Origin of the sequence: Pseudomonas sp. BN505, from assembly GCF_029873175.1 — a bacterium.
In the GTDB taxonomy this organism is placed as follows: domain Bacteria; phylum Pseudomonadota; class Gammaproteobacteria; order Pseudomonadales; family Pseudomonadaceae; genus Aquipseudomonas; species Aquipseudomonas putida.
Genome location: NZ_SSOI01000067.1, coordinates 221,709 through 233,116 on the forward strand (window position 1 = coordinate 221,709; position 11,408 = coordinate 233,116).

Annotated in this window: 12 protein-coding genes; 3 read left to right on the forward strand and 9 right to left on the reverse strand. The window is 63.8% G+C overall.

Features of this window, described 5'->3' with window-relative positions:
- Positions 1-3 precede the first annotated feature (3 nt).
- From E8E78_RS23480 to exbB, 4 genes are all read right to left on the reverse strand, one after another.
- Positions 4-930: a hydrogen peroxide-inducible genes activator gene (locus E8E78_RS23480; RefSeq protein WP_016502238.1), complete on the reverse strand. Its 927-nt coding sequence runs from the start codon at positions 928-930 to the stop codon at positions 4-6.
- A 94-nt stretch (positions 931-1,024) separates the two neighbouring features.
- A complete protein-coding gene (locus E8E78_RS23485) occupies positions 1,025-1,756 on the reverse strand; it encodes an energy transducer TonB (RefSeq protein WP_016489831.1) in 732 nt (243 codons plus the stop codon).
- The gene (exbD, locus tag E8E78_RS23490; RefSeq protein ID WP_003253367.1) at positions 1,753-2,181 is read right to left on the reverse strand and encodes a TonB system transport protein ExbD; all 429 of its coding nucleotides are present in this window, start codon (positions 2,179-2,181) and stop codon (positions 1,753-1,755) included. The genes E8E78_RS23485 and exbD overlap by 4 nt, the downstream gene beginning before the upstream one ends.
- A gap of 3 nt (positions 2,182-2,184) precedes the next feature.
- A complete protein-coding gene (gene exbB / locus E8E78_RS23495; protein WP_049275905.1) occupies positions 2,185-3,168 on the reverse strand; it encodes a tonB-system energizer ExbB in 984 nt (327 codons plus the stop codon).
- Positions 3,169-3,359: 191 nt separating this feature from the next.
- Here exbB and E8E78_RS23500 point away from each other — a divergent pair, with 191 nt between their 5' ends.
- Complete coding sequence (locus tag E8E78_RS23500; RefSeq protein ID WP_049275881.1) at positions 3,360-4,217, forward strand: NAD-dependent epimerase/dehydratase family protein; 858 nt, start codon at positions 3,360-3,362, stop codon at positions 4,215-4,217.
- A 67-nt stretch (positions 4,218-4,284) separates the two neighbouring features.
- On the opposite strand, the gene E8E78_RS23505 is transcribed toward E8E78_RS23500, so the two are convergent.
- The 5 genes from E8E78_RS23505 to E8E78_RS23525 all read right to left on the reverse strand — a co-directional run bounded on the left by E8E78_RS23505 (position 4,285) and on the right by E8E78_RS23525 (position 9,021).
- The gene (locus E8E78_RS23505) at positions 4,285-5,016 is read right to left on the reverse strand and encodes a hypothetical protein (RefSeq protein ID WP_049275883.1); all 732 of its coding nucleotides are present in this window, start codon (positions 5,014-5,016) and stop codon (positions 4,285-4,287) included.
- Positions 5,017-5,072: 56 nt separating this feature from the next.
- The gene (locus E8E78_RS23510) at positions 5,073-5,453 is read right to left on the reverse strand and encodes a RidA family protein (RefSeq protein ID WP_016489827.1); all 381 of its coding nucleotides are present in this window, start codon (positions 5,451-5,453) and stop codon (positions 5,073-5,075) included.
- 23 nt (positions 5,454-5,476) lie between these two features.
- Positions 5,477-7,585, reverse strand: coding sequence for a bifunctional GTP diphosphokinase/guanosine-3',5'-bis pyrophosphate 3'-pyrophosphohydrolase (spoT, locus tag E8E78_RS23515; RefSeq protein WP_016502233.1), 2,109 nt, complete (start codon positions 7,583-7,585; stop codon positions 5,477-5,479).
- 59 nt (positions 7,586-7,644) lie between these two features.
- Positions 7,645-7,908 carry a DNA-directed RNA polymerase subunit omega gene (gene rpoZ, locus E8E78_RS23520; RefSeq protein WP_003253383.1) on the reverse strand — a complete coding sequence of 88 codons (264 nt, stop codon included), beginning with the start codon at positions 7,906-7,908 and terminating at the stop codon, positions 7,645-7,647.
- A 240-nt stretch (positions 7,909-8,148) separates the two neighbouring features.
- Positions 8,149-9,021: a LysR family transcriptional regulator gene (locus E8E78_RS23525; RefSeq protein WP_049275884.1), complete on the reverse strand. Its 873-nt coding sequence runs from the start codon at positions 9,019-9,021 to the stop codon at positions 8,149-8,151.
- Positions 9,022-9,226: 205 nt separating this feature from the next.
- On the opposite strand from E8E78_RS23525, the gene E8E78_RS23530 reads away from it, so the two are divergent.
- The gene (locus tag E8E78_RS23530) at positions 9,227-10,609 is read left to right on the forward strand and encodes a glutamine synthetase family protein (protein ID WP_016502231.1); all 1,383 of its coding nucleotides are present in this window, start codon (positions 9,227-9,229) and stop codon (positions 10,607-10,609) included.
- 4 nt (positions 10,610-10,613) lie between these two features.
- Positions 10,614-11,387 (forward strand): gamma-glutamyl-gamma-aminobutyrate hydrolase family protein, encoded by a 774-nt coding sequence (locus tag E8E78_RS23535; protein WP_049275885.1) that lies wholly within the window; start codon positions 10,614-10,616, stop codon positions 11,385-11,387.
- Positions 11,388-11,408 lie beyond the last annotated feature (21 nt).

An 11,408-nucleotide genomic window follows, 5' to 3' on the forward strand; every position in this document is an offset into this window, starting at 1 on the left:
GACTCAGGCCGGTTGTTCCGCAGGGGCTTTGGCGACCGAGCACAGGCGGATCGAGTCGGCGAGGATCTCGATGGCCTTCGGCCGCGGGAAGCTGGCGCGCCAGGCGATGGCCACGGTACGGAACGGTGCCGGTGCAGTCAGTGGGCGCACTTCGATGATGCCTGGGGCGTAATGATGGCTGTGCACCGCCGACAGCGGCAGGATCGACACGCCAAGGCCCGAGGCCACCATGTGGCGAATGGTTTCCAGCGAGCTGGATTCGACCGTGGTGTGCCTGGCGCCTTCGCCGCCCTTGTTCAGGGTCGGGCAGGCTTCCAGTACCTGGTCGCGGAAACAGTGGCCCTCACCGAGCAGCAACAGGCTCTTGTCGTTGAGCATGGCGGTGTCGATGGTCTTTTTTGCCGTCCATGGGTGGTCGGCGGGCATCAGGGCGCAGAACGGCTCATCGTACAGCGGCAGGGTCAGCACATCGGCTTCGTTGAACGGCAGGGCGATGATTACTGCATCCAGCTCGCCATTACGCAGCTTTTCACGTAGCACGTGGGTGAAGTTTTCTTCGATGTACAGCGGCATCTGCGGCGCTACGCGGTGCAGTTGCGGGATCAGGTGCGGGAACAGGTAGGGGCCGACGGTGTAGATGGCACCGACCTTGAGCGGGGCGGTCAGCTGGTTCTTGCCAGCCTGGGCCAGTTCGCGAATGCCTTGGGCCTGCTCCAGTACCTTCTGCGCCTGGGCGACGATGCTTTCGCCGACCGGGGTCAGGCGTACCGCGCTTTTGCTGCGCTCGAAGATCAGAACGCCAAGCTCGTCCTCGAGCTTCTTCACACCGACCGACAGAGTCGGCTGGCTCACGTGGCAGCGTTCGGCGGCATGGCCGAAGTGCTGTTCCTGGGCGAGTGTGACGATGTAGCGTAATTCGGTGAGGGTCATAACGTGCGTCCATGAAGTTGCGGGCCCAGCATAGCGGCTGCAATCGATAGACGCACGTTATCAGAGTTGCCGATTTGTGACAGAAGCAAAAGTCTTAGCGGCGGTCCAGCGAGTAGACGAACGGTGCCACGACTTCGATCGTGCCATTGTTCAGCAACTCGGGTGGCGGCTTGGGTACCGTGCCGGCCCGACGGATCATTTCCAGGGTCGCCCGGTCCAGTGCAGCACTGCCCGAACCACCTGCCATGGAGTACGACACCACCTTGCCTTCGGCATCGACCACGAAGCGCAGGCGGTTGATGCCTTGCAGGCCGCGACGGCGCGCGTCTTCCGGGTAACGCTTGTACTTCGCCAGGTGGCGCAGCAGGTCGCTCTGCCAGGTTGGCAGGGCGTTGCTGTTGGACGCAATGCTCGGCGCCGGTGCCGCGGACTTCTGCGGTGGCGTGTTGCTTGGCGGTGCGTCTACCGTTTGCTCAGTGGGTGGCGCTTCCTTCGGCGGCTCAGGCTTTTTCTCGGGCTTCGGCGGCTGGGGCTTGGCCTTCGGCTTGGGCGGCTTGGGGATGGCGATCTTGGGCTTGGGGGCTTCGGCCAGCTTGGGCAGTGGCGGTTCTTCGACCGGTGCCGGTGGCTGTGGCGCCGCTTTCGGTGGCGGTGGTGGCGCTGGCTCCGGTAACGGTGCCAGCTCGACCATCATCGCTGCCGGGGGCAGTTCGATGGCCTGGGGCACCGACCAGTTGAGCGTCAGCAGCACGGCGACCACGTGCACGCCCAGCACGATCGCCAGGCTGCCACCGTAGCGCGCCATGTTTGAGCGCGTTTTCGTCATTTCTTGGCTGCCGTCTCGAGACCTACCAGACCGACCTTGAGGTAGCCGGCCGCGCGCATGTTGTTCATCACTTCCATCAGGTCGCCGTAATCCACGCCTTTGTCAGCCTGGAAGAAGATGGTGGTTTCCTTGTCACCCTTGGTCTTGGCGTCGAGCATCGGGCCAAGCTGGTCGGGCGCAGCAACCTGATCGTCGCCGACGTACAGTTTCTGGTCGGCCTTGACGCTGACGAACACCGGTTTCTCGGGCCTCGGCGCCGGTTTGGCGGTTGAAGCGGGCAGGTCGACCTTGATGTCGACCGTGGCCAAGGGGGCCGCGACCATGAAGATAATCAGCAGCACCAACATCACGTCGATGAACGGCGTAACGTTGATTTCGTGGTTTTCGGCGAGGTCGTCGCCACCTTCGTTGAGATGCAGGCCCATGGCTTACCCCACTTTCACCATGTGCGGGGCAGCGCGCTCGCTGCCCTGGTGGTCCAGGTCACGGCTGACCAGCAGCAGTACCTGGGCGGAGGCGTCGGACACCTGGGCCTTGTAGCCTGCGATAGAGCGGGCGAAGACGTTGTAGATGACTACAGCCGGGATTGCAGCGACCAGGCCCAGGGCGGTGGCCAGCAGGGCTTCGGCGATACCTGGTGCAACTACGGCCAGGTTGGTGGTCTGGGTCTTGGCGATGCCGATGAAGCTGTTCATGATGCCCCATACGGTACCGAACAGACCGACGAACGGCGCGGTGGAACCGATGGTGGCAAGTACGCCGGTGCCGCTGCTCATGGTGCGACCGCTGGCATGAACCAGGCGCTCCAGGCGGAAGCTGACGCGCTCCTTGATCCCTTCTTTTTCGCGGGCATTGGCCGACAGGCGCATCTCCTCGAGGGCGTCGTGGACCAAGGTGTGGGACAGGGTGCCTTCCTTGTTGGAGAGGTCACTGGCTTCTTTCAGGGTGGTGGACTTCTTCAGCTGGGCGATTTCACCACGCAGACGACGCTTGGCGCCCATCAGCTCGAAGCCTTTGGCGATCCAGATGGTCCAGGTGATGATGGAGGCGATGGCCAGGCCGATCATGACGATCTTCACCACGATGTCGGCGTTCTTGTACATGCCCCATGGGGACAGGTCGTGGGCCATGCCCAGCGAGGTGTCTTCTACCAAGGCTTGAACGTTCGAGTCTGCCGGGGGCGTTGCATCGGCCGGGGTGGCAGCAGTGGCGTTGGCAGCAGGCGCCTGCGCGTCGGCAGCCGGGGCTGCAGCAGGTGCGGCCGGGGCAGTGGCAGCAGCAGGCGCGGCGGCGCTGGCGGTGGGCTCATCGGCCATGGCCACCGGGGCCAGCACCAGGCTGAGTGTCAGCGCGGCGATGGCGCGCCAGGCGCGCGACGGGGTTGGCGAAGCGGAAGGTTGAATACGTGTCATGCTGGCCGGACCTGATGAAGAAATAAAGTGAGCGTTCTCCAAGGCCTCGAGGTAGGCCGAGAACAAATTGGCGGCCATTATTGCAAGTAATTCTTGTTAACAAAAGTAATCTTGTTGCTTTTTTCGCCTATGGTCTAGCCGCCCATCGTGTAGCGTGGCCGGGCTGATCAATTGGTCTAGGGAGTTCAGAGATGTCAGACCTTTCCGTGATGGTGGTGGGTTGTGGTGATGTAGGTGGGCGTCTGGCCCTGCAAATGCTGGGCAAAGGCTGGCAGGTAAGCGGCCTGCGCCGCGCTGTCGGGCAGCTGCCTGCGGGCGTTCAACCGGTTGCCGCGGACCTGGCCGAACCGTCGATCCCGCAAGCCTGGCCACAGGGTCCGCTGGATTACCTGGTGTACTGCGTGGCGGCCAGCCAGCACGACGAGGCCGGTTACCAGGCGGCCTATGTGGATGGCTTGCGCCATGTGCTGGCCTGGCTGGCCGAGCGAGGCCAGCGCCCCCGTCGCCTGCTGTTCGTCTCCAGCAGCAGTGTGTATGCGCAGAAGGACGGCGAGTGGATCGAGGAAGGCGCGGCCACCGAGCCTGAAGGTTATTCCGGGCGGGTGATGCTGGAGGCTGAGCGGCTGGCGCTGGCCAGTGGTATCCCTGCGAGCGTTGTGCGCCTGACGGGCATCTACGGCCCAGGCCGCGAGTGGCTGCTGAGCCAGGTGCGCCAGGGTTACCGTGTGGCCGAGGAGCCACCGCTGTATGGCAACCGCATCCACGCCGAGGATGCCGCCAGCCTGTTGGCGTTTCTGCTGCAGGCCGATGCCGATGGCAAGGTACTGGACGACTACTACATTGGCGTTGATGACGACCCGGCGCCGCTGGCTGACGTGGTGGCCTGGCTGCGGGCATACATGGGGGTTACCGAGTGGTCCGATGAACAACGGGTGCGGCGGACCGGCAGCAAGCGCTGCAGCAACGCCCGGGCACGGGCGCTGGGCTGGGCGCCGGTGTACCCAAGCTACAAGGAAGGCTATGCCGCCATCCTGAAAGGAGGGCGTTGAATTTACCGGCCTCTTCGCGGGTAAACCCGCGAAGAGGCCAGTGCATTCAGTGCAAACGCAGCAGGACTCAGCTGCGCTCCAGCACCCACTGGCGCTTGCCCGCAGCCAGTTCCGGCATTTCATCCGGTTGCGCACGGTTTACCGCCTGGAAAATCTCCAGCTTGTCGCCATCACGCTTGATGATGAACGGTGCACCGCGCTGGTTACGCTCCAGCCACAGGCTGTCATTGCTGCCGCCCATGGTCGCGCAGTCGCCTGCCAGGCACAGTGCGAAACGGTCTGGCCCCGGCAGGCCTGTGACGTTGCCGGTGTCGCTGAAGCGCACGCTGGCACCTTTGCCCTCGCCTTCGACCACCTTCCAGTTGCCGCCCAGGTAGGCCTGGTACAGCGCTTTCTCGAAGCTGCTGCCCAGCGGCGCATTGGCAGTCGCCGGTGCCTTGGCACGGACGAAGGTCTGCTTGGCGCCACGCTGGTCGACGGCTTGCAGCTCGTCACCGTCGAGCGACAGCTGCTCGGTCTGGCCGCCCTCGAAGCTGGCCTGCCATTGCTTTTCGTTGCTGCTCAGCTGGCCGTCAGCGGCCTCGAAGCCATTGCTGTAGCTGGCCTGCTGGCTGGCAACGTCGAGCTTCCATTCGAACACCGGGCCGTGTTCATTCAGCGCTTGGCGCAGGCTTCCGCCTTTTACCGCAGCAGTGATGGCCTCCTGGTTGATCCAGGTGCCGTTGAAATCTTCGGGTTTGTGGCTGGCGCAGCCGCCCAGTAGCAGGGCTGCCAGCGCGAGGGGCAGTGCTTGACGCATGACGGGGTAACCTTGCAAAGGAGGGGTGACGGGCAGGGCGCCCGTCACCGGGGGCATCATTCGATGACCAGGATGGCGTCCATTTCGACCTGGGCGCCTTTCGGCAGCGCGGCAACGCCAATGGCGGCACGGGCCGGGTAGGGCTGTTCGAAGTAGCGGCCCATTACCTCGTTGACCTTGGCGAAGTGGCTCAGGTCGGTGAGGAAGATGTTCAGCTTGACGATGTCCTTGAACGAACCGCCCGCGGCTTCAGCCACGGACTTCAGGTTCTCGAACACCTGCACGGTCTGGGCTTCGAAGCCTTCGACCAGTTCCATGGTCTTAGGGTCCAGCGGGATCTGGCCCGACATGTACACCGTATTGCCGGCCTTGATCGCCTGCGAGTAGGTGCCGATGGCGGCTGGGGCCTTGTCGCTAGTGATGACGGTCTTGCTCATGATGACTCCTTGCGGTTGGCGGACTACGTACGCATGCGGGTGATGCGGACCACACCGGTCAGGGTACGCAGCTTCTTGATCACACGCGCCAGGTGCACACGGTCGTGCACGCTGACCACCAGTTGGACCACGCTGATACGGCCGTCGCGTTCGTCCATGCTGATCTTCTCGATGTTGCCGTCGGCGGCGTTGACGCTGCTGGCCAGCAGGGCGATAAGGCCGCGCTGGTGCTCCAGTTCGACACGCAGTTCGACATTGAACTCACCGGTGATGTCCTTGGCCCAGGAAAGCTGTACGCACTTCTCCGGGTTATGGCGGATTTCACTGATGTTGCGGCAATTCTCCAGGTGCACGACCATGCCCTTGCCGGCTGACAGGTGGCCGACGATCGGGTCGCCAGGGATTGGCGTGCAGCACTTGGCGTAGCTCAGCACCAGGCCTTCGGTACCACGGATCGCCAGCGGGCCTTCAGGTGCAGGCAGTTGCTCGCCGTCGGCCGACAGCAGGCGGCGTGCGACCACGTAGGCCATGCGGTTGCCCAGGCCGATGTCTTCGAGCAGGTCTTCGATCAGTTCCAGGCGGTACTCGGCGAGAATCGCCTGGATGCGCTCCTGGGGGATTTTCTCCAGGCTGCTGTCGAAGCCGGTGAGCACCTTGTTCAGCAGGCGTTCGCCCAGGCTGATGGACTCGGAGCGGCGCTGTTGCTTGAGCGCGTGGCGGATGTGCGTGCGCGCCTTGCCGGTCACCACGAAGTTGAGCCAGGCCGGGTTCGGCCGTGCGCCTGGGGCGCTGACGATTTCCACCGTCGAGCCGCTTTGCAGCGGTTCGGACAGCGGCGCCAGGCGGCGGTTGATGCGGCAGGCGATGCAGCTGTTGCCGACGTCGGTGTGCACCGCGTAGGCGAAGTCCACCGCCGTGGAGCCTTTGGGCAGCTCCATGATGCGGCCTTTGGGCGTGAACACGTAGACCTCGTCCGGGAACAGGTCGATCTTCACGCTCTCGATGAATTCCAGCGAGTTGCCGGCACGCTGCTGCAGTTCGAGGATGCCCTTGACCCACTGGCGCGCGCGGGCGTGGCTGCCCTTGGGCTGTTCATCGTCGTTGGACTTGTACAGCCAGTGCGCGGCAATGCCGTTGTTGGCCATCTCTTCCATCTCACGGGTGCGGATCTGGATTTCGATGGGCACGCCGTGCATGCCGAACAGCGTGGTGTGCAACGACTGGTAGCCGTTGGCCTTGGGGATCGCGATGTAATCCTTGAAGCGACCGGGCAGCGGCTTGTACAGGTTGTGCACGGCGCCAAGCACGCGGTAGCAGGTATCGACCTTGTCGACGATGATGCGGAAGGCATACACGTCCATGATCTCGTTGAAGGCACGGCGCTTGCCGCGCATCTTCTTGTAGATGCCATAGAGGTGTTTCTGCCGGCCGCTGACCTCGCCCTCGATGCCGTCGGCAGCCAGGCAGTTGGCCAGCGAATGCTCGATCTTGGCGACGATCTCTTTGCGGTTGCCGCGTGCGCTTTTCACCGCCCGGTGAATCAGCGACGAGCGCATCGGGTGCATGGCCTTGAAGCCGAGGTCCTCGAACTCCACGCGCACGGTGTGCATGCCCAGGCGGTTGGCGATGGGGGCGTAGATTTCCAGGGTTTCCTTGGCGATGCGCCGGCGTTTTTCGCCGGACAGCACTTCCAGGGTGCGCATGTTGTGCAGGCGGTCGGCCAGCTTGACCAGGATCACGCGAATGTCGCGGGCCATGGCCATGGCCATCTTCTGGAAGTTTTCGGCCTGCGCCTCGGCCTTGGTCTCGAAGTTCATCTGGGTCAGCTTGCTGACCCCATCGACCAGTTCGGCCACCGTCTCGCCAAACTGCTGGCTGAGGGCTTCCTTGGCGATACCGGTGTCTTCGATGACATCGTGCAGCATGGCCGCCATCAGGCTTTGATGGTCCATGTGCATGTCGGCGAGGATGCTGGCCACGGCCAGCGGGTGGGTCACGTAGGGCTCGCCACTGCGGCGGCGCTGCCCATCGTGGGCCTGTTCGGCGTAGAAATAGGCGCGCCGAACCAGGTTGACCTGTTCGGGGCCAAGGTAGGTCGACAGCCGTTCGGCCAAGGCTTCTATACCCGGCATGGGTTCACCTCCTGCGGAGGACGAGGGCCTTGCGCCGTGCGACGTCGACCTGGCATCAATCAGACAGCCTCGTTGTTCTCGTCCTCGAAGGCGGCGAAGACCGGATCCTCGGTGACGATCTCTTCAGCGGCGATGAACTCGTTGGTGACGATGCCTTCGGCGATTTCACGCAGGGCAACAACGGTCGGTTTGTCGTTTTCCCACGCAACGCGGGGCTCTTTGCCGCCGGTCGCCAGCTGGCGAGCGCGCTTGGTCGAGAGCATGACCAGCTCGAAGCGGTTATCCACGTGTTCCAGGCAGTCTTCAACAGTTACGCGGGCCATGGTCTTCCTCAGTAGCAAATGCGGTGGGCGTGCAGCCCAGTAATGGGCAGGCGGACTCGATAGTATAAAAATTCACCAGCCAATAGGGAAGCGCTGTTTTGCCGGGTGGTCACCTTGAAGCACTGTGTTTGCTTCTTCGCGGGCCAACCTGCCCCCACAGGCACCGCCTACCCTGTGGGAGCGGGTTTTCCGGCGAAAGGGCCGGACCAGACAGCCGCAATACTTGAGCCGACGATAACCTCAGAGCATCGCGCCACGCAACCGCGGCGTCAGCTCTTCGAAAAGGGTCTGCACCGAGCGCAGCGCCCGGCAGTCCGGCCGGGTCAGCAGCCACAGCTGCGTGTCGCAACCCGGCAGCGGTCCGCTCAGCGCATCCACGCCGGGCAGGGCGTGCACCATGTAGTCCGGCAGCGCCGCCACGCCCAGGCCGGCAGTTACCAGCTGGGCGATGGTCGACATGCCGCTGCACTGATAGCGCGGGCTCAACCCAGGGTGCTGCCGGTTGCGCCAGACCACCGTGGGGTGGTCCTGCATCGAGTCGTCTGGGGCGATCCATGGCACGCTGACGGCCGACTCTGCCAGGCGCTCGCGCCACTGCGGCTTGCCGCAGACCACATAGGAGGTGGACCCCAGGTTGCGACCCACCAGGTGTTCCGGTGGTGTATTGGTCAGGCGCAGGGCAATGTCGGCATCGCGCCGGCTGAGGTTGGCGAAGGTGTTCGAGGTGCCCATCTCCAGCGACAAGGCCGGGTAGTTGGGCATGAACTCGGCCAGCGCCGGCAGCAGCAGGCTATGCATCACCGCCTCGGTGCAGGTCACCCGCACCGTGCCGCTTACAACCTGCTCGCCACTGGTCATGGCAATGCGCGCCGCCTCCAGCGCCTGTTCCGCGCGCTCGGCCTGCTCGGCCAGGGCCTGGGCAGTGTCGGTCGGCAGGTAGCCCTTGCGGCTCTTGACGAACAAGGCGGTGCCCAGCGCCGACTCCAGCCGTCGGATCGAGCGGAATACCGTCGAAACGTCGACTTTGAGGAGCTCGGCGGCTTTGGCCAGTGAGCGGCCGCGCTCCAGTGCCAGGACCAGGGAGAGGTCGGCGTGGGTGATCTGATATTGCATTGGTGCACGCTCTGCTTGCCGAATTGCCAATGTCTGTTGCGTCGGGGCCATTTTATAGTGAAACGGCCCCCCGGAATCAATGCGTCCGGTCGGGTAACCAATCCCCACGATGGGAAAGTGAAAAAAACAACAGCTGCAACCATCGTCGCCCGTGAGGCGCCAGCCGTATCCCCACATCGCCGCAGCACATCAAAGGATGTACACCATGACGTCGGTAACCCCGTGCGCCAGTTCTTCCAGCGAGATGAATGACTTCCTCCAGGCCCATCCGGAAACGCAGTACGTCGACCTGCTGATCTCCGACATGAATGGCGTGGTACGTGGCAAGCGCATCGAGCGGGCCAGCCTGCACAAGGTGTACGAGAAAGGCATCAACCTGCCGGCTTCGCTGTTCGCCCTGGACATCAACGGTTCCACGGTAGAGAGCACCGGCCTTGGCCTGGACATCGGCGATGCCGACCGCATCTGCTTCCCTATCCCCGGCACGCTGTCGGATGAGCCGTGGCAGAAACGCCCCACCGCCCAGCTGCTGATGACCATGCACGAGATCGAAGGCGCGCCGTTTTTCGCCGACCCGCGTGAAGTGCTGCGTCAGGTGGTGAGCAAGTTCGACGACCTGGGCCTCACTATTTGCGCGGCGTTCGAGCTGGAGTTCTACCTGATCGATCAGGACAACCTCAACGGCCGCCCGCAGCCGCCGCGCTCGCCCATTTCCGGCAAGCGTCCGCAGTCGACCCAGGTGTACCTGATCGACGACCTCGACGAATACGCCGACTGCCTGCAGGACATGCTGGAAGCGGCCAAGGAGCAGGGCCTGCCTGCCGATGCCATCGTCAAGGAAAGCGCCCCGGCGCAGTTCGAGGTCAACCTGCACCACGTGGCCGACCCGCTGAAGGCCTGCGACTACGCGATCCTGCTCAAGCGGCTGATCAAGAACGTTGCCTACGACCATGAGATGGACACCACCTTCATGGCCAAGCCCTACCCGGGCCAGGCCGGCAACGGCCTGCACGTGCATATCTCGCTGCTGGACAAGAAAACCGGCAAGAACATCTTCTCGAGCGATGACCCGCTGCAAAGCGACACGCTGCGCCACGCCATTGGTGGTGTGCTGGAGACCATGCCAGCGTCGATGGCCTTCCTCTGCCCGAACATCAACTCGTACCGCCGCTTCGGCGCGCAGTTCTATGTGCCCAATGCGCCGAGCTGGGGCCTGGACAACCGCACCGTCGCCGTGCGCGTGCCTACCGACAGCAGCGAAAACGTGCGCCTGGAACACCGCGTGGCCGGCGCCGATGCCAACCCGTACCTGATGCTCGCGGCAATCCTTGCCGGCGTGCATCACGGCCTGACCAACAAGGTCGAGCCGGATGCCCCGATCGAGGGCAACTCATACGAGCAGTTGGAACAGAGCCTGCCGAACAACCTGCGTGATGCCCTGCGCGCGCTGGACGACAGCGAAGTGCTCAACCAATACATCAGCCCGGACTACATCGATATCTTCGTGGCCTGCAAGGAAAGCGAGCTGGCCGAGTTCGAAGTGTCGATTTCCGACCTTGAGTACAACTGGTACCTGCACACGGTGTAAGCCCATGAGCGCAAATGCGGTCCCCTTGATCGGTGTCAGCGCCTGCCGCCAGCAGGTGGGGAAGAACTCGTCGCACACGGTAGGCGACAAGTATGTCGAGGCGGCCGGCTTTGCCGGTTTGCCGCTGATCCTGCCGGCCCGAGACGGGGGCAGCGACACGCAGGCGCTGTTGGCCCGGCTGCACGGCATTGTTTTTACCGGCTCGCCTTCAAATATCGAACCGCATCATTACAATGGCGCCCCTAGCGTAGCCGGCACCCGGCACGATCTGGCGCGCGATCGCCTGACCCTGCCGCTGCTGCAGGCAGCGATTGCCGCCGGCGTGCCGGTGTTCTGCATCTGCCGTGGCTACCAGGAACTGAATGTGGCGCTTGGCGGCAGCCTGCACCAGCGCGTGCAGGAAATGCCCGGGTACCTTGACCACCGCGAACCTGAGGACGCACCCCTGGAGGTGCAATACGGCCCTCGTCACCCTGTCGGCATCGAGCCAGGCGGGTTGTTCGAGCGCCTGGGCCTGGCGGCGCAGTTCGAGGTCAACTCGCTGCACAGCCAGGGCATCGACCGCCTCGCCCCGGGCCTGCGTGTCGAGGCACGGGCCCCGGATGGCCTGATCGAAGCGGTATCCATGCCTGCGGCGCCGGGCTTTGTGCTTGGCGTGCAGTGGCACCCGGAGTGGCGCTTCACCGAAAACCCGGTCTCGCTGCGCCTGTTCCAGGCGTTTCGCGAGGCCTGCGTTGCCTACGCGGCACGGGAGGGCGCACGGCAGGAGACATTCTGACGTCAGCCGAAGGTCTTGGAT

Excerpts from the sequence above, each read along its gene's own strand:
- E8E78_RS23480 (WP_016502238.1), bottom strand. The coding sequence starts at position 930 with ATGACCCTCACCGAATTACGCTACATCGTCACACTCGCCCAGGAACAG.
- E8E78_RS23485 (WP_016489831.1), bottom strand. The coding sequence starts at position 1,756 with ATGACGAAAACGCGCTCAAACATGGCGCGCTACGGTGGCAGCCTGGCG.
- exbD (WP_003253367.1), bottom strand. The coding sequence starts at position 2,181 with ATGGGCCTGCATCTCAACGAAGGTGGCGACGACCTCGCCGAAAACCAC.
- exbB (WP_049275905.1), bottom strand. The coding sequence starts at position 3,168 with ATGACACGTATTCAACCTTCCGCTTCGCCAACCCCGTCGCGCGCCTGG.
- E8E78_RS23500 (WP_049275881.1), top strand. The coding sequence starts at position 3,360 with ATGTCAGACCTTTCCGTGATGGTGGTGGGTTGTGGTGATGTAGGTGGG.
- E8E78_RS23505 (WP_049275883.1), bottom strand. The coding sequence starts at position 5,016 with ATGCGTCAAGCACTGCCCCTCGCGCTGGCAGCCCTGCTACTGGGCGGC.
- E8E78_RS23510 (WP_016489827.1), bottom strand. The coding sequence starts at position 5,453 with ATGAGCAAGACCGTCATCACTAGCGACAAGGCCCCAGCCGCCATCGGC.
- spoT (WP_016502233.1), bottom strand. The coding sequence starts at position 7,585 with ATGCCGGGTATAGAAGCCTTGGCCGAACGGCTGTCGACCTACCTTGGC.
- rpoZ (WP_003253383.1), bottom strand. The coding sequence starts at position 7,908 with ATGGCCCGCGTAACTGTTGAAGACTGCCTGGAACACGTGGATAACCGC.
- E8E78_RS23525 (WP_049275884.1), bottom strand. The coding sequence starts at position 9,021 with ATGCAATATCAGATCACCCACGCCGACCTCTCCCTGGTCCTGGCACTG.
- E8E78_RS23530 (WP_016502231.1), top strand. The coding sequence starts at position 9,227 with ATGACGTCGGTAACCCCGTGCGCCAGTTCTTCCAGCGAGATGAATGAC.
- E8E78_RS23535 (WP_049275885.1), top strand. The coding sequence starts at position 10,614 with ATGAGCGCAAATGCGGTCCCCTTGATCGGTGTCAGCGCCTGCCGCCAG.